This is a genomic window from Anabaenopsis elenkinii CCIBt3563, assembly GCF_015245355.1.
Lineage (GTDB): Bacteria > Cyanobacteriota > Cyanobacteriia > Cyanobacteriales > Nostocaceae > Anabaenopsis > Anabaenopsis elenkinii.
Map to the genome: position 1 here is coordinate 3,551,405 of NZ_CP063311.1, position 15,593 is coordinate 3,566,997.

General features: G+C 41.3%; 14 protein-coding genes and 1 pseudogene. 9 read left to right on the top strand and 6 right to left on the bottom strand.

Going from position 1 to position 15,593, the window contains the following annotated elements; genetic code table 11:
* Positions 1 to 162: 162 nt before the first annotated feature.
* Positions 163 to 1,176, bottom strand: a complete 1,014-nt coding sequence (locus IM676_RS15430; protein WP_200987706.1) for a type I glyceraldehyde-3-phosphate dehydrogenase — start codon at positions 1,174 to 1,176, stop codon at positions 163 to 165.
* Positions 1,177 to 1,292: 116 nt separating this feature from the next.
* A complete protein-coding gene (nadD, locus tag IM676_RS15435; protein WP_200987707.1) occupies positions 1,293 to 1,919 on the bottom strand; it encodes a nicotinate (nicotinamide) nucleotide adenylyltransferase in 627 nt (208 codons plus the stop codon).
* 411 nt (positions 1,920 to 2,330) lie between these two features.
* Here nadD and murC point away from each other — a divergent pair, with 411 nt between their 5' ends.
* From murC to IM676_RS15455, 4 genes are all read left to right on the top strand, one after another.
* Entirely contained in the window at positions 2,331 to 3,794 is a 1,464-nt protein-coding gene (gene murC / locus IM676_RS15440) for a UDP-N-acetylmuramate--L-alanine ligase (RefSeq protein ID WP_200987708.1), read from the top strand.
* Positions 3,795 to 3,913: 119 nt separating this feature from the next.
* Positions 3,914 to 4,936, top strand: coding sequence for a UDP-N-acetylmuramate dehydrogenase (gene murB / locus IM676_RS15445; RefSeq protein ID WP_200987709.1), 1,023 nt, complete (start codon positions 3,914 to 3,916; stop codon positions 4,934 to 4,936).
* Between the two features lie 146 nt (positions 4,937 to 5,082).
* Positions 5,083 to 5,433 (top strand): YbaB/EbfC family nucleoid-associated protein, encoded by a 351-nt coding sequence (locus IM676_RS15450; protein ID WP_200987710.1) that lies wholly within the window; start codon positions 5,083 to 5,085, stop codon positions 5,431 to 5,433.
* A gap of 103 nt (positions 5,434 to 5,536) precedes the next feature.
* A complete protein-coding gene (locus tag IM676_RS15455) occupies positions 5,537 to 6,022 on the top strand; it encodes a low molecular weight protein-tyrosine-phosphatase (protein WP_200987711.1) in 486 nt (161 codons plus the stop codon).
* A 2-nt stretch (positions 6,023 to 6,024) separates the two neighbouring features.
* Here IM676_RS15455 and IM676_RS15460 read toward each other — a convergent pair whose 3' ends face one another.
* Complete coding sequence (locus IM676_RS15460) at positions 6,025 to 6,708, bottom strand: response regulator transcription factor (RefSeq protein ID WP_200987712.1); 684 nt, start codon at positions 6,706 to 6,708, stop codon at positions 6,025 to 6,027.
* Positions 6,709 to 7,129: 421 nt separating this feature from the next.
* On the opposite strand from IM676_RS15460, the gene smpB reads away from it, so the two are divergent.
* Together smpB and IM676_RS15470 are read left to right on the top strand one after the other, a co-directional pair.
* Entirely contained in the window at positions 7,130 to 7,597 is a 468-nt protein-coding gene (smpB, locus tag IM676_RS15465) for an SsrA-binding protein SmpB (RefSeq protein ID WP_200987713.1), read from the top strand.
* A gap of 134 nt (positions 7,598 to 7,731) precedes the next feature.
* Entirely contained in the window at positions 7,732 to 8,007 is a 276-nt protein-coding gene (locus tag IM676_RS15470) for a WGxxGxxG family protein (RefSeq protein WP_200987714.1), read from the top strand.
* Between the two features lie 82 nt (positions 8,008 to 8,089).
* On the opposite strand, the gene IM676_RS15475 is transcribed toward IM676_RS15470, so the two are convergent.
* The gene (locus IM676_RS15475) at positions 8,090 to 9,517 is read right to left on the bottom strand and encodes an IctB family putative bicarbonate transporter (protein ID WP_200987715.1); all 1,428 of its coding nucleotides are present in this window, start codon (positions 9,515 to 9,517) and stop codon (positions 8,090 to 8,092) included.
* 134 nt (positions 9,518 to 9,651) lie between these two features.
* Positions 9,652 to 10,323, bottom strand: coding sequence for a rhomboid family intramembrane serine protease (locus IM676_RS15480; protein WP_200987716.1), 672 nt, complete (start codon positions 10,321 to 10,323; stop codon positions 9,652 to 9,654).
* A 458-nt stretch (positions 10,324 to 10,781) separates the two neighbouring features.
* On the opposite strand from IM676_RS15480, the gene IM676_RS15485 reads away from it, so the two are divergent.
* Entirely contained in the window at positions 10,782 to 11,141 is a 360-nt protein-coding gene (locus tag IM676_RS15485; protein WP_200987717.1) for a VOC family protein, read from the top strand.
* Positions 11,138 to 12,430, top strand: coding sequence for a recombinase family protein (locus tag IM676_RS15490; protein ID WP_200987718.1), 1,293 nt, complete (start codon positions 11,138 to 11,140; stop codon positions 12,428 to 12,430). Before IM676_RS15485 ends, IM676_RS15490 begins: the two co-directional genes overlap by 4 nt.
* On the opposite strand, the gene IM676_RS15495 is transcribed toward IM676_RS15490, so the two are convergent.
* The gene (locus IM676_RS15495; protein ID WP_200987719.1) at positions 12,420 to 14,000 is read right to left on the bottom strand and encodes a hypothetical protein; all 1,581 of its coding nucleotides are present in this window, start codon (positions 13,998 to 14,000) and stop codon (positions 12,420 to 12,422) included. The two genes, IM676_RS15490 and IM676_RS15495, sit on opposite strands and share 11 nt — an antisense overlap.
* A 260-nt stretch (positions 14,001 to 14,260) precedes the next feature.
* On the opposite strand from IM676_RS15495, the pseudogene IM676_RS15500 reads away from it, so the two are divergent.
* Positions 14,261 to 15,583: pseudogene (locus IM676_RS15500) on the top strand (ArnT family glycosyltransferase); the annotation flags it as partial.
* Positions 15,584 to 15,593 lie beyond the last annotated feature (10 nt).

Consider the following 15,593-nt stretch of genomic DNA (forward strand, 5'->3'; position numbering starts at 1 on the left):
AACCCCACCAGACTGACCTCCACAAGCATCTATTTAACTTCCACTGGCTGTCCAACAGCAGACAACACAAAACTAGTTATTTATCGTTTCTTTCCTATTGCAACATCTGTTGCTCTTGCTTGAGTCACAGATTACTTCAAGTTCATCACTAATGATTAATGACTAAACCCACTTTTGGGCTACCAGTTCTGCTAAATCCAGAACTCTTTGGCTGTAACCCCACTCATTGTCATACCAAGCCATGACTTTCACCATGTCATTACCCATGACTAAAGTCAGGTTGGCATCGACAATCGAAGAAGCATCAGTACCTTGATAATCCGAAGAGACCAATTGTAGTTCGCTGTAGTCCAAAATGCCTTTGAGTGGACCTTCAGAAGCCTCTTTGAGAGCTTGATTCACTTCTTCAGTAATAGTACGCTTCTCAACTTGAACTACGAAATCTACCATTGAGACGTTAGGAGTTGGTACCCGTAAAGCCACACCATTAAGTTTACCTTTGAGATCTGGGATTACTAGTGCTACTGCTTTTGCCGCACCAGTGGAGGTGGGAACAATGTTAATAGCTGCAGCCCGCGCCCGTCTTAAATCCCGGTGGGAAGCATCTAGCAAACGCTGGTCGCCAGTGTAGCTGTGGGTGGTGGTCATCGTGCCTTTGATGATCCCAAATTTGTCGTTTAATACTTTGGCTATGGGAGCCAAGCAGTTGGTAGTACAGCTGGCATTACTAATGATATTGTGCTGGTTGTGGTCATAGTCGTGATCATTCACGCCCATAACAAAAGTACCATCCTCATTTTTACCAGGAGCCGTAATCAGAACTTTTTTCGCCCCAGCATTAATGTGCCTTTGCGCTCCTTCTCGGCTGGTAAATACGCCTGTCGATTCGATAATCAGATCAATTTCCCACTCTTTCCAAGGCAAATTATCGGGGTTGCGATCGGATACACATTTAATCGTCTTACCATTCACGGTAATAGAGTTATCATCCGCCGTAATGTCAACATTCTTTAACTTCCCAAGCATGGAGTCGTACTTGAGCAGATGAGCATTAGTTCTAGGGTCTGATGTGTCATTGACAGCAACAAGCTCAATGTTGCTATTTTCTCTACCTACCCAGCACCGTGCAAAGTTACGTCCGATGCGCCCAAAACCATTGATTGCGACTCTAATCACAGTGTCTTACCCTCTGTATTTATGCCTATAAATTGATATCTTTGACCCCAATCATATCGCAAAGGGGGGAGTATTAATAACCATAAATTTTCAGATCGATCAAAAAAACACATATTTTATTCAGATTTATCTGAGTAGAGGTTGTGAGTGTTAATGTAGTATCTGACGGATTCCGGGACTAAATAACGAATGGATTGGCTTTCCCTGCAAAATTTCCGAATCAGACTTGAGGAAATTCCTATTAAAGGTATCTTCAATAATTCCCAGCGAATGGTTAGCGACTGCTGTGTGAGCTGTTGTTCCACTTCCTTGCAGATCAACTCGCTCTGAGCTATTGTCCGACCATCTAGCAGTCGGGGGGCGATTAACCAATGACACATTTGTGCTAGTTCCCTTCCACGATACCAACGGGGTAAAGTTTGAAATGTATCCAAACCCGTAATCCAGTACCAGTAAGTGTTTGCATAACCACAAGATAGGTCCATGAAGGTATTGATTGCATAGGAAGTACCAGAGCGTTTTGATTCGATGGAGGAAACGCTAAATCCTGGGTTTTCTCTTGTGGCTAATTCCAACATTTCCGCCCGGTTTTTAAACAAAGCCGCTTTTTTATGGGGAGGGTTTAGTGATGGTACCCAAATTACCTTTTCCAGGGGTACTTGAGATAAAGTTGCTTGGGCTAGCAGTAAGTGTCCCCAATGAACTGGGTCAAATGTGCCGCCAAAGATGCCAATGTGCTGCATTCGGTCATGCCTAAACTTGATTCCATAACCGGAGATATTAATACAAATATACTATCCTGCTCAAGGGCATTGGAGAAGTTTGATGGCAAATTTCTCAATTTCAAACTATTTTCACTATTAATAATTTGTAAGTGTAGCTAATATAACTGAAAAACTACTTAAAAGGTATTTTGAAATACAATATTTTCTGTCCCGATGGGGCATCAACTGTCAGAATAATCTTAATAACAGTTCCGAAATAGCTAAGACATTGAAGGAAGGTAAAATCATTCTCAATCAGCAAAAAAACAGAGGAAAATAATCTCAATATCAGGTATAAACAAAATGCAACGGCAGTTACTGTAAAAATGAAATTCCTGGTATGATACGCGTGTCATTTGTGATTATGGTGTGGTGTTAGAGGACTCATCAATGAATAATTATGTAGATTTTAGTGGACGGCCATTTCATTTCATTGGAATTGGTGGCATCGGTATGTCTGCCCTGGCATACATTCTGGCCAAGCGTCAAATGCCAGTCTCAGGTTCTGATCTTCGTCAAAGTCATATTACTTACAAGCTGGAGTCTATTGGAACACATATTTTTGGTAGACAAGAAGCAAGTAATCTCGAATTCTTTCGCTCTGGTGAATCGGCTAATCAAGTAATATTAAACTCACAAGAAATATTACCCGCTGGTAGTAACTCAACATTACCTCAAGTTGTTTGTTCAACAGCAATTAATGCCAACAATTTGGAATACAAAGCCGCACTGGAATTAGGATGTCCAATTTTACATCGTTCAGATGTACTAGCAGCCTTGATTGCGGATTACTACAGTATTGCCGTCGCAGGAACCCACGGTAAAACTACTACCAGTAGCATGATTGGCTATATGCTTTTACAAGCTGGTTTAGATCCCACAATTATAGTCGGTGGTGAAGTGGATGCTTGGGAAGGAAATGCACGATTGGGAGAAAGTAAGTACTTGGTAGCTGAAGCAGATGAATCTGATGGTTCTCTGGTGAAACACACTCCTGAAATTGGCATTATTACTAATATTGAACTTGACCATCCTGACCACTATGAAACATTAGAAGAAGTAGTTAGCATCTTCCAAAAATTTGCCTCTGGTTGTAAAACCCTGATAGGGTGTATTGATTGTGATACAGTACGGAATCGTTTCCAACCGACAATTACCTACAGCCTCAACCCAGAAATAGATGCGGATTATATTGCTACAAACATTGACTATCGCGCTGATGGTACCACGGCCCTGGTTTGGGAGAAAGGCAAACCCTTGGGGGTATTGAAATTGCGGTTGCTCGGTCGGCATAATCTCAGCAATTCCCTGTCGGCAGTAGCTGTAGGTCGAGCCTTGGGTTTAGAGTTCGGAACAATTGCCAAGAGTATTGCTAGTTTTGAAGGAGCCAGAAGACGCTTTGAGTTGCGCGGCGAAGTTGGCGGTATCACCTTCATTGATGACTATGCCCATCACCCCAGTGAAATTCGGGCGACTCTTGCTGCGGCACGTCTCCAGTCCAGACCAGGACAAAGAGTAGTTGCTGTTTTCCAACCCCATCGCTACAGTCGGACACTCGCCTTTTTAGAAGAATTTGCTGAGTCTTTCGCTCATGCTGATTTAGTTGTGGTCACAGATATTTACAGTGCGGGGGAACTCAATTTAGGGCAAATTAGTGGCGAACAACTTGCAGTAGCAATAGCCAAACAGCATCCACAGGTGCTTTATCAACCTAATTTACCGTTAATGAGTAAATTCTTGGTACACACGCTGCTTCCCGGAGATTTGGCACTATTTCTAGGTGCTGGAAATTTAAATCAGGTGATCCCTGAAGTAATTACTACACTTTGTGAACCCGCTACAGCCACATCCTAAATGAGTAAGAACAATTACGGTGGAAACTGATTGACGCCGAGGTGTTCTTCTCTCCCCATGATGATATTACTGTATTTTTACGGTATATAAATGTAAAAATTTCACTAATATATCTAAACATGAAAATCTCCCAGGCATCTGGAAATGTCAGCACAGTATCTGATTCAAGTACACAGAAGCAGGAAATAGAAGATTTGAAAGATAGTCAAATAATTTACTTAAAAAGCACTGATTGTGCGATTAAATCACAGGTTTGCTTATCTGGACTTACTTCTTATAGAGTAGGGGGAACGGCTGAATGGTACGTTGCTCCTCGTAATTTAGAAGCACTACAGTCTAGTATTGAGTACGCAAAAGAACAGGGTTGGAACGTAACAATACTAGGTGCTGGTTCTAACCTATTGGTGAGCGATCGCGGTTTACCGGGTCTAGTAATTTCTACTCGTCATCTACGCCATAGTTACTTTGATTCCCAAACAGGTCAATTAACTGTGGCGGCAGGAGAATCAATTCCCAACTTGGCATGGGAGGCAGCAAAATCAGGTTGGCAAGGTTTAGAGTGGGCTGTTGGTATTCCCGGCACTGTTGGGGGTGCTGTGGTCATGAATGCTGGAGCTCATCATAGCTGTATTGCAGATATATTAGTCAATGCCCAGGTACTTTTACCAGACGGTACCTTAGAAACTCTGACCCCTGACCAGATCGGTTACGGCTATCGGACTTCTTCACTGCAAGGTCATGAATCTTTTACAGACAAACCAGGGCAATGCATTGTTACCCAAGCCACCTTCCAACTCCAACCAGATACTGATCCAGCACGAGTTTTGCAAGTAACAAAGGAACATAAAAAACATCGACTAAATACCCAGCCTTACAATTTCCCTAGCTGCGGCAGTGTGTTCCGCAATCCTAAACCCTATGCGGCCGGGTGGTTAATCGAACAAACAGGTTTAAAAGGCCACCAAATTGGCGGAGCGCAAGTAGCACTATTGCACGCTAATTTCATCGTCAATCGTGGCGGGGCTAAGGCAAACGATATTTTCTGTCTGATTCGTCATATCCAGGAGCAAGTACAACAACATTGGTCAATTTGCTTAGAGCCAGAAGTAAAAATGATTGGTGAGTTTCAGATGGCTGGTTAGAAAACTAGGGATTACTGGGGAATCATATCAATAGTTCCCGATACCCAATCCTAAAAATTGATCATCAGTAATCAAACAGGTAAGCTACCGACCCCATCTATAATTAAATTTGGTTTAATATTCAACCCACGCTGGGACAATTAGTTATGACAGGAAAAGGACAAGGATTCGGTTTTGGTGGCTTAGGAAAAATGAAAGAACTCGCTGACGCTTTCAAAAAGGCGCAGCAAGTTCAAGAAGGCGCCAAGCTGCTTCAAGAACAATTGGAGCAAATGGAGATTCAGGGAGAGTCCGGTGGTGGACTCGTTAAGGTGATTGTCAGTGGTAACCAAGAACCCAGACGGGTGGAAATTGCCCCAGATGCCCTAGCACAAGGTGCGGAATTACTTTCTGACCTGGTGACAGCCGCCATGAAAGATGCATATAACAAGTCCACCGCAACAATGCGGGAACAAATGGAAGCCTTGACCAGTGGTCTGGAACTGCCTAATTTTTAATCTTTAGTTGGTAGAGACGCAATACATGGCGTCTCTACACTCAAAAACCATTAAACTAATGACTGTAGATTTTCAGCCTTGAGGGTTGATGAGTAGAATTTTTATGCCTTATAAGCTGCTGTTTGTTTGCCTGGGTAATATCTGTCGCTCCCCATCGGCAGAAAATATTATGAATCATCTCATTCACCAGGCCGGCTTGAGCGATCGCATTGTCTGCGACTCTGCTGGTACATCTAGTTATCACATTGGTAGTCCGCCTGATCGACGCATGAGTGCAGCTGCTAGTGCAAAGTTAGGAATTCAACTGCGTGGTCATGCACGGCAGTTTCAAAAATCAGACTTTCAGGAATTTGATATGATCTTGGCAATGGATCAAGATAACTATGAAAATATCCTGGCTGTTGATTCCACAGGGGAGTATGACCATAAAGTTTACTTAATGTGTAAGTTCTGCTCTCGCCATACCCTCAAGGAAGTTCCAGACCCTTACTATGGTGGAGTGGAAGGCTTTCATCAAGTGATTGATTTACTTGTGGATGCTTGTGAAGGCCTACTCACATATATTAATAGTCAGCAACTAGAAAGCTAAATCTATTCAACCAAGCCATGGGTAATAGCAAAGCGCACTAGCTCCGCTCTGTTGCTGCTGTCAGTTTTTCTTAATAAACTGCTAACATACTTTTCTACAGTTCTCGGACTCAAATGTAGTTGACCTCCTATATCAACATTAGATAAACCATGGGTCAACAGTTCCAAAACTTCTTGTTCTCTGGGTGTCAAGGATAGGAACTGATGGGATTCCCGAATACCCGCCCTTAGGGAATTTGTCATTGTCACCTCCTTGGGAGGTGTTAAACTGCCTAAATTCTCTGTATAAGACCGGCGGTACTCAGATTGAATAATTTGCGATCGCTCCAAAAGATTACGAATTGCTGCGGCTAACTCCTCGAGTTCAAAAGGCTTGGGTAAGTACAAATCGCAGCCAGACTGGTAGCCAAGAATTCTTTCCTGGGTTTTAGTCCGTTCTGTTAATAAAATTACAGGTAATAACCGGAATGTTGGTTGCCGCCGTACCCGACGCACCAGTTCATAGCCGTTTATTCGTGGCATAATAATATCAGTAACGATCAAATCAGGATGGTAATTATCTACCATTGCCAAAGCCTCTTGACCGTCATTCGCCGTCACCACGGAGTAACCCGACAGTTCCAGATAATCACTAACGGATAGACGAGTGCCCAGGTCGTCATCCACAACAAGAATAGTCAAGGGCATGGACAATACACCCCTATAATTTTATAACTCAGATTAATGGATTTATCCGAGGTACATCAGTGAACGCCACCAGAAATAGTATTCTTATGTTTCATAGTATGACACGATTACCGACTGTTGAGTCTGTTATTTTCGATTTATGAGGAAAATTTTCAATACTGAGTCAATATTGCCAAATTGCAACACAGTTCGATTGTGAATGCTCAGAAGTTGCACGTAGCTTTTTAACTCTTAACAATAAAGCGACCAGCTACAGAGAATAATCGCTATAGTGTAAATTAATATTTACTCCTCTCTAACTTTTAATTGATAATTGGAAAAAGTTAAATTCAAAGAATATGGCATAAAGTTGATATAAATATCACATTAATAGCCAATCCAAACATTTTGCCACCACATTTAAGTACAAAAAAGTTTTTCAATGAGCCAAAAGAGCGAAAGCTACAAAGTTATTAGTGACAATCGTCAAGCCCATTATTTGTATGAAATCCTAGAAACCTTTGAAGCAGGAATTGAGTTGACAGGAACAGAAGTTAAATCTATTCGCGCTGGTAGGGTGAACCTCAAAGATGGTTATGCGTTGATTCGTGATGGTGAAGCATGGCTAATCAACGTCCATATCTCTCCTTATACCGCTAGTGGTCAATATTTTAATCATGAGCCTCGTCGCACTCGCAAGCTGTTACTACATCGGCAGGAAATTCGTAAGTTAATTGGTAAAGTGGAACAGCAGGGTTTAACACTAGTACCATTAAAAATGTACATGAAACGAGGGTGGGTAAAAGTGAGTATAGGCCTTGGTAAAGGTAAAAAAGTCCATGACAAACGTGAATCCCTGAAAAAACGCCAAGATCAACGTGATATGCAACGGGCGATGAAAAATTATTAGGCTTTATATGACCTCTCTATATATCCTCAGTGTGAGTTTAGAGAAGGCCGAGTTTATGGCTACGGATTGATTGGGTAAGTTATGGAAATCGGTACACTGGTGAATAAAGTTGGAACGGATGAGAGATTTTCACCATGACACCTAATTTGACCAAAGCAGTTGGTGCTGGCTTTCTCACTTTGAGTATGGCAATGTTGCCTTTAAGTCTACCTGTAAAGGCTCAGGTTACTGATCCGAGAGTCGAGACTACACCAAGAACTACAGTTTATGATCGCCAAGATTTCAATTGGGGTTGGTTAGGATTAATTGGTCTATTTGGTTTAGCTGGTTTAGCTGGTAGAAAAAGTAGTGGAGAACCTACTGCTTATCGTGAACCGACTGCTCCTGGTACTACAACATATAGAGACTAAGCTTTTAAAGCTTACCATACAAATAAATTTGACCTTCAGGAGCGGTCACAAATCGCTCCTGGATTTTGCTGTTCAATGGCCTTTAGTTTGTTGGTGTTTCTCCGTGAGTTGAAATCACCTTTTGACTATGGTGTTGAGCGATGGGTGTCCAGTAGCTAGCAATTATAGCCACCATTAACCACCAAAGGGTATTGACTTCAGGACGAAACCAAATAGTATCTACAGTCCCGTGAGCCAGCATCCCCGTTACGGTAGCCAATGCTCCTATCAACCAAATTCCCTCTACACTTCTAGATTGCCGCAATCGTCGTACTTGTAAAAATCCGTGATTAAATGTCACAATTATCAACCATAAGAAAGAGCCTAAACCCGCAAAACCAGTTTCTACAGCTACTTCTAAAAAAACTGAATAAGCACTTAAAGCCGTATAACGAGGGCGTTGGTAGAGTGGATAAATTTGATTAAAAGAATTGTGACCAGGGCCAATCCCAATTATAGGGCGCGCCCGAATCATCTCAAAGACAGCATCCCAAACATTTCTGCGGAAATTATTACTGCTATCTTGGCGACCCGCAAAAATACTCAAAACTCTCTGGCGGATTGGTTCGACAAATATCACTGCTAGCAACAGCAACCCAATCATACCTCCCAGAATCATCGGTAGTGACCAAGTACGCCAAAAAGGAGGCATTTCCACACTCCACCAATAAACTAGCAAGGCTATGGCAGTCAATACACCTACTACTAGACCAATCCAGCCGCCACGACTAAAAGTCAGAACTAAACAAGCAGCATTAGCTGTCAACATAGTTAATGCTAAGGCTTTCTTGACCCAGCTATCCCAAGCAAAAATTGCTACCAGGCTGAAAACTACTGCTGGTACAAGATATCCAGCCAATAAGTTGGGGTTACCTAAATAACTATAAACCCTGGTTGTCTGAGCTAGGGGAGATTCTGGATCTACCCAAGTTGCTAGTGATCGAGCTCCAAAAAACCACTGCCGCAACCCGTATATACTCACTATTAAAGATATATGTAAATACAGGATAATTATCCAAGACCGCAAACGAGGCGATCGCAACACCCTAGCGCAAAGGGCAAAAAGCAATAGATAAAGTGTCAATACTACCAAATCTTTAAATGCTGCTTGTTTGACTGGTGATAATGCTGTGGAGACTACGGCAATTCCCCAGTAAAGTAACACCAGCAGATGTATGGGGGTAAATAAGGGCGTATTTGCTGATGCGGATTCATCAGATAAAGTCAACAACAACCAAAATCCCACACAAGCTAATAACAACACTCCTATTAAGCTACTGGATACAAAAGGAGCTAGTGCATACAGCAAACTAAGTAAAGCTACTGCCATCCCATCTCCCCACTGCATCAAAATGCTACTTTGGCGCCAAGAGTGCAACAACCCCACCAAACAGCGGCGTAAGTAGCTGGTTTCCAGATATTCTTTGATTGGTAAATAAGATAAAGTAAATCTTTGCCAGACTAAATTCATTATGGGTTAACAACAAAATATTAATTCTAATTGTATTCAAATAAATCCCAACCCCAGTCCGCCACAGTTATGCTTTATCTACCCTGAAAGTAAACAGGGAGGGATTAGGGGTGGGGTGTCAACTAGCGCCGATGCTAGTCATGTTGAAATAACCCGAATAACGGAGCCAGAATAATCCCAAAAGCAAAGCCACCAATGTGCGCCCAGTAAGCAACTCCGCCGGTTTCCACACTCATATTAGCAGCGGCTTGCAAACTGGCCAGACCAGATATCACATTCTGGATCACAAAAATCCCTATGAGAATAATGGCCGGTATCCTGATCGTGGTGACAAAAAAACCCAAAAATGCTAATGTTAAAATTCTCGATTGCGGAAACCGGATCACATATGCACCTAAAACCCCGGCGATCGCACCACTAGCGCCTAAAGAAGGAATGCTAGAATTCATACTAATAAACCACTGACACAAGGCTGCTAAAGCGCCGCAGGACAAATAGAAAATTAGATACTTTAAATGTCCCATCCGGTCTTCAACATTGTTACCAAAGACCCACAGAAACACCATATTTGATATCAGATGCCACCAACCACCGTGTAAAAATTGTGATGTGAATAGAGTTGTCCACTCTTGGGCAAAGTTGGTGGTTAACTCTTGTGGGATGACGGCGTACATTTGGAAGAATTGCTCTAACTCTTGACTAGAAAGACTAACTTCATGGAGAAATACCAGAATATTCACACCAATCAACCCGTAAGTTAAATACGGAGTGGTTCGCGTGGGGTTTTCATCATAGAGAGGAAACACAGGTGTTTTTCCTAATTATTATCGGTTAATTGCAATATAGCCTGTGTTGCCATAGCAAAGTGCTCAGTAGTATTAATTGGGCGATGATGTCTGGCCCTCATAATAATAAATAGTTTGTCCTGGAAAGCAAAGATTTTTAGCAACAGGTATAGCTACGCCGCGTCAGCTATTAAAAATATGCTCAATTACCAACTATGATCTTACTTGATACTCCCCCAGGAGTATCAATCAAACAAACTTTTTGTTAGATTTATCCCTAAATAAATTTAGCAATAGGCTAACAATTGCAACAAAGTAGTAACATACCACATCGTTGCTGATTTGACAATCCCCCCATTCAGGTGAGGGATATTCTTGCTTCACCCGTCCTGCCTATAAACCAAATCCCCCATCATAGATAATAGAGGGACTAAAGTTGTGACTCCAAACTTGATTATTAGTTGATGAGCAGATAGACAATGCAGATTATCCAACCTCTCCATACGGCAATTCTTGTGACCGACTTAAAAAAAGCGGAAAATTTTTATGGCACAATATTAGGGTTGTCCAAAATCGAGCGTTCCCTCAAGTATCCTGGTGCATGGTATCAAGTGGGTAACTATCAACTTCATCTAATAGTTGCAAATACTGTCCCTACCGATAACCCTAATCAAAAATGGGGACGCAATCCTCATATAGCTTTTTGTGTGGCTGATTTGGATGCTGCTAAACAAGAATTACTCCATCACAATTATCCAGTTCAGTTTAGTGCTTCCGGTCGCGCAGCCTTGTTCACTCAAGATCCGGATGGGAATATCATCGAACTGAGTCAGCAATGAAAATTATTGCTTATGCTTACAGTGACCCTCTTTTAGAGTCTTCTCCTCATCCTCATGATTGGGGGTGGGAGGTTGATTTCACTTATCACGATCTGGGTTGCAGGTCTGAGTTACAACAATTAATCATAGACTGTGAAGCTGAACCAGCAGATTATCTACTCATCCGTCGTTTGGAGGAATTGGGGAATACTTTGGAGGAAGTGAGCGATCGCTTGCATGAACTCGAAGCAATGGGAATAATAATTATTGCTACGGAACAACCCTACACCTCCCAAAATTCCGGTGTAAACTCTAATTTGTGGCAATTGCTTCAGGAAATCCAAACTCAGCAGCACAGCCGTCGTATCCGCCAAGGACACGCATCTAATCGTCTCCAAGCCTCACCTCCTCCGGGTAAAGCCCCCTATGGTTATCGTCGTAGTAAGGAAAAATATATTATTGACCGCAGTACAGCAACTGTAGTTAAGGATTTTTTTGAATATTTTTTACTTTACGGTTCCCTACGGGGTGCAGTTCGGTATTTAGCCAAAAAATATGGTAAGAAAATCTCTGTTACTACCGGGAGACGCTGGCTAACTAATCCCGTTTATCGCGGTGATACAACTTATCACCATGATCACATTATTCCCGATACCCATATCCCCATCATTTCTAGGGAAGAAGCAGCTCAGGTTGACCGAATTTTACGCCGCAACAGTCGTTTACCATCTCGAACTGCTAGCGCACCCCGTTCTTTAGCTGGGTTGGTTATTTGCAGTAAGTGTCAGTCACATACAACAATTACCCGTGTTACCCGACGCGACCAAGATCAGGAGTATCTTTATCTACGTCCCATTAGCTGTACTCGACGCCCTAAATGTCGAGGGATTGCCTACCAGCAGGTATTAGAACATACTATTAAAATTATTTGCCGTGACTTACCTCTGGCTGTCGCCGCAATGGATTTTCCCCAGTTGGACAAGATTAAGAATAGTTTAGGACAAGTGATCGCAAATCAGCAAGAAGTACTCCAACAGTTACCAGCTTTAGTGGAAACGGGGATTTTGGATGATGAAACAGCTAAATTAAGAGCTTACACACTGCGCACAGAAATTTCCCAACTGCAAGCAAAACTAGCCACACTTCCCCCAGTCAACTTGTTTTCTGTTGCTCAAGCTGTTTCCATTCCCCAATTCTGGTTAGATTTGTCAGAAGCAGAAAGAAGGTTTTACTTTCGAGAATTTATCAAACAAATTGAGATTATTCGCCACGATCAAGACTGGGAGTTACGCTTAATTTTTATTTTTTAGCAGCAGATAGATTTGGTTTACCTGTATTTCGCACATTTACAACTTTTCCCAGTACCTGAAACCAAAAGGGTGCACCCATGGAAATCGCAATTCCACTCACAAACCAGCCGAAAATCATAGTTAATAATTTCCACAGCGAAAAATTACCCTTTTTACTGGGATACCAATCAATTTGCTCTTTTAAATTAGTAGCAGTCCAACCAATAGGTAAGGTAATTTCTGCTAATACATCTTGAGTTAGTTTTTTCACGGACGCTAAATCTACGGATGAGTTAACATGATTATTCTGCACTACTTGCCCAGAATTATTGACAATAGCAATCCTAGTAGCAGAATCTTTTGATAGTCTATTGACAATATTAAATACATCTGCATTGGCAATCACTGCCATGAGCAAACCAATTAAAAGTGATACTCCTTTGGCGTTTCGTTTGTATACTCCAGCCGCTCGCTCCATTGATTGATTAAATGTCTCTTCTAGTTCTTGCTGAAATATATCAATTGCTGACTGTGTATTTTGAGCTTTTGTTTCGGCACGCTTTGCTAAGGTAGCCATATGGTTAATTACAGATGGCGGCAGTTTTTCCCTCAAATTGTCAAATGTTTGATCAGGTTGACTATTTTGGGTTTGCAATTCATTGAGTAATGCTTGGTTAACCTTACTACCTCTGTTGATTAACTGTACAACTTCATTAATATTAGGTCTTAACCCTTTGATGGCAATAGTGTTTTCGATGTCGTTAAATATATACGCTCGGATAAATTTAAGTTTTTGCAAGGCTTTCCGAGCAAAAAAATCCTCTGGCATATCTTGCTCAAAAATAAATATGTATTTATCTAAAGTTTGTGCCATGCGATTTATGGTAATTACCAAGTCAGCTTTTTCTTGGTGGAAATCCTCAATAATTTCGGTAAAGCTGTTTTCAACGATTTCTGTAAATTCTTGGTAGATATTAACGGAAAATTGCGTTATGTGGTCATCTATACTATTTACTTGTGTGTGAAACTTCAGTAAGATATTTTGTATCTCATGTAACTGTTGATATTTAAAATTGATAAGTCTTGATTCAGTCAATTTATTAACTAGTTCTGGCATACCTAATGTTTGTATGAAACTTGTAGCAAAAGTCTCCGCTGTAATATACGACGGGGCGCTATGCTTTATACTATTTGCTAGGCTATTGTGATCTTTGATATTGCCTTTTTGGTACTGTACATATCCAAAACAACTTTTCTTTTTTTTTCCTCCAGATAGGGTAAGTTGTCGCAGAATAGATGATAATAACCACATCAACTGCCGAGGGAAATTTGTCAAAATTCCTTTTGATTCTTGATTAACACTTTTAATCAAGGGATGGTTATATAATTCATTCACAAAGTGAATGACACTATCATTATCTGAATGTTCTGCATCACCTGCTACAAGAATTTCGATGGCTTTTTTTAGGTGTAATGCACGCCATTGTAAAAGCGTAGTGATAAGTTCCTGAATTTCCGAGGCTAATAAGCTGAAAATTAGATAGATAAAAATTAAACCAATTGTTATATCTAAGATCAAAGGTAAACTCATTGACGCTTTCCTCAACAGATAGTTAGGATATTTATCTTGCTACTATTTGTATCATTCTTAGTAGATAATTATTGTTAAATAAGTTAAAGGATATGCAACTAAATTTCTCGATAAAATTATTTATGCTGAGTAAAAATTGAGGTAACCTAGAAATTTAAGAATTATTGACATTCAACATTTCTGGGTTGAGGGATAACATGAGAGATATATTCAGGTCTGGTGTGTAATCAAAGCAGTAAGTAAAATTATGATCACAGAATATGCAAGAAGGAAGTTTTGTTTCAGACCATCTAGAAAAACAGCATCGCGCGGTTAATCAATGGATTGATTGGGCATGGCTAATGGTATTACTGTTCGCCGCAGTCTTACTGTTTAGTATTAATCTAGGAGGATTACCGTTGCGACCTGGGGATGAAGCTACTGTGGCTCAGGTTGCCAGGGAAATTTGGACTGCGCCTCCGGGTTCCATGAGATGGCTTTACCCAACCCTATTAGGTGAGCCGTATCATAATAAACCACCTTTGATACATTTGCTGGTTGCTTGGGCTTATTCTGTAGGAGGCGTGAATGAATGGACTACACGCTTACCTAGCTCAATTTTGACAGCACTTTCTGTGCCGTGGCTGTATTATTTGAGTCGGGAGATATTTCGTCAACGTTGGGTAGCTATTTATAGCGCCTTGATTTATCTCACAATGCTGCCCGTAGTGCGTCATGGCAGATTGGCTATTTTAGATGGGGCAGTGGTAACCTTTTTCATCATCATGATTTGGTGTCTGTTGCGATCGCGCCGGGATTTACGTTACTGTCTTGGTATTGGGATTGCACTGGGATTGATTTGTTTGACTCAGGGGCTATTAGGTATATTTCTAGGTGTAATCGCGCTGGTCTTTCTATTTTGGGATACACCAAGATTGCTCACCAGTTCCTACTTCTGGATAGGCCTGAGCATTGGTATGTTACCCGTAGCTACTTGGTATACCATGCAACTCTTGCACTATGGTTACAGTTTTGCTGCTGTTGGCCTGGTGAATCAATCATTAAGCCCCATTAACACGGCCATTGAGAGACATGATGCCCCACCGTGGTACTATGTGATGGAAATTCTCAACTGGACATGGCCATGGTTAATTTTTTTGCCCCAAACTGCTCGTTTAATTGCGGTAAATCTTAACCTTAGCTGGGCAAAACTCTTACTGGTATGGAGTATAGTCTATTTACTGCTCATATCCCTGATGAGTATAAAACTACCTGAATATTTATTAACCATTTACCCTAGCTTGGCCTTAGCTTTTGGCGCTGAGTTAGCAGAGATAGAAAATTTACCTGTAGCATCATCTTATCCGCGTCTTTGGGTAACGGGTTTGTCAATGCTGGCTGTAGTAGCTTCTGCTGCTAGTATTTACTTCAGTGCTGCGACAGTCGATAAAACAGACTTACAGCTGATTTTTGCAGCTGTGGCTTTGACCATGACTTTAGCGGCTATTTTAGCAGAACGAGGTAATGGGGAATTCCTAAAAATTCTACTTTGGGGAAGTTATATCTCTCTACTGCTCTTAATGAAATCAAACTACTGGGCTTGGTAATCGGATA

Bases quoted from the DNA above. Each gene is read 5' to 3' on its own strand.
- nadD (WP_200987707.1), bottom strand. From the start codon at position 1,919: ATGCAGCACATTGGCATCTTTGGCGGCACATTTGACCCAGTTCATTGG.
- murC (WP_200987708.1), top strand. From the start codon at position 2,331: ATGAATAATTATGTAGATTTTAGTGGACGGCCATTTCATTTCATTGGA.
- murB (WP_200987709.1), top strand. From the start codon at position 3,914: ATGAAAATCTCCCAGGCATCTGGAAATGTCAGCACAGTATCTGATTCA.
- IM676_RS15450 (WP_200987710.1), top strand. From the start codon at position 5,083: ATGACAGGAAAAGGACAAGGATTCGGTTTTGGTGGCTTAGGAAAAATG.
- IM676_RS15455 (WP_200987711.1), top strand. From the start codon at position 5,537: ATGCCTTATAAGCTGCTGTTTGTTTGCCTGGGTAATATCTGTCGCTCC.
- IM676_RS15460 (WP_200987712.1), bottom strand. From the start codon at position 6,708: ATGCCCTTGACTATTCTTGTTGTGGATGACGACCTGGGCACTCGTCTA.
- smpB (WP_200987713.1), top strand. From the start codon at position 7,130: ATGAGCCAAAAGAGCGAAAGCTACAAAGTTATTAGTGACAATCGTCAA.
- IM676_RS15470 (WP_200987714.1), top strand. From the start codon at position 7,732: ATGACACCTAATTTGACCAAAGCAGTTGGTGCTGGCTTTCTCACTTTG.
- IM676_RS15475 (WP_200987715.1), bottom strand. From the start codon at position 9,517: ATGAATTTAGTCTGGCAAAGATTTACTTTATCTTATTTACCAATCAAA.
- IM676_RS15485 (WP_200987717.1), top strand. From the start codon at position 10,782: ATGCAGATTATCCAACCTCTCCATACGGCAATTCTTGTGACCGACTTA.
- IM676_RS15490 (WP_200987718.1), top strand. From the start codon at position 11,138: ATGAAAATTATTGCTTATGCTTACAGTGACCCTCTTTTAGAGTCTTCT.
- IM676_RS15495 (WP_200987719.1), bottom strand. From the start codon at position 14,000: ATGAGTTTACCTTTGATCTTAGATATAACAATTGGTTTAATTTTTATC.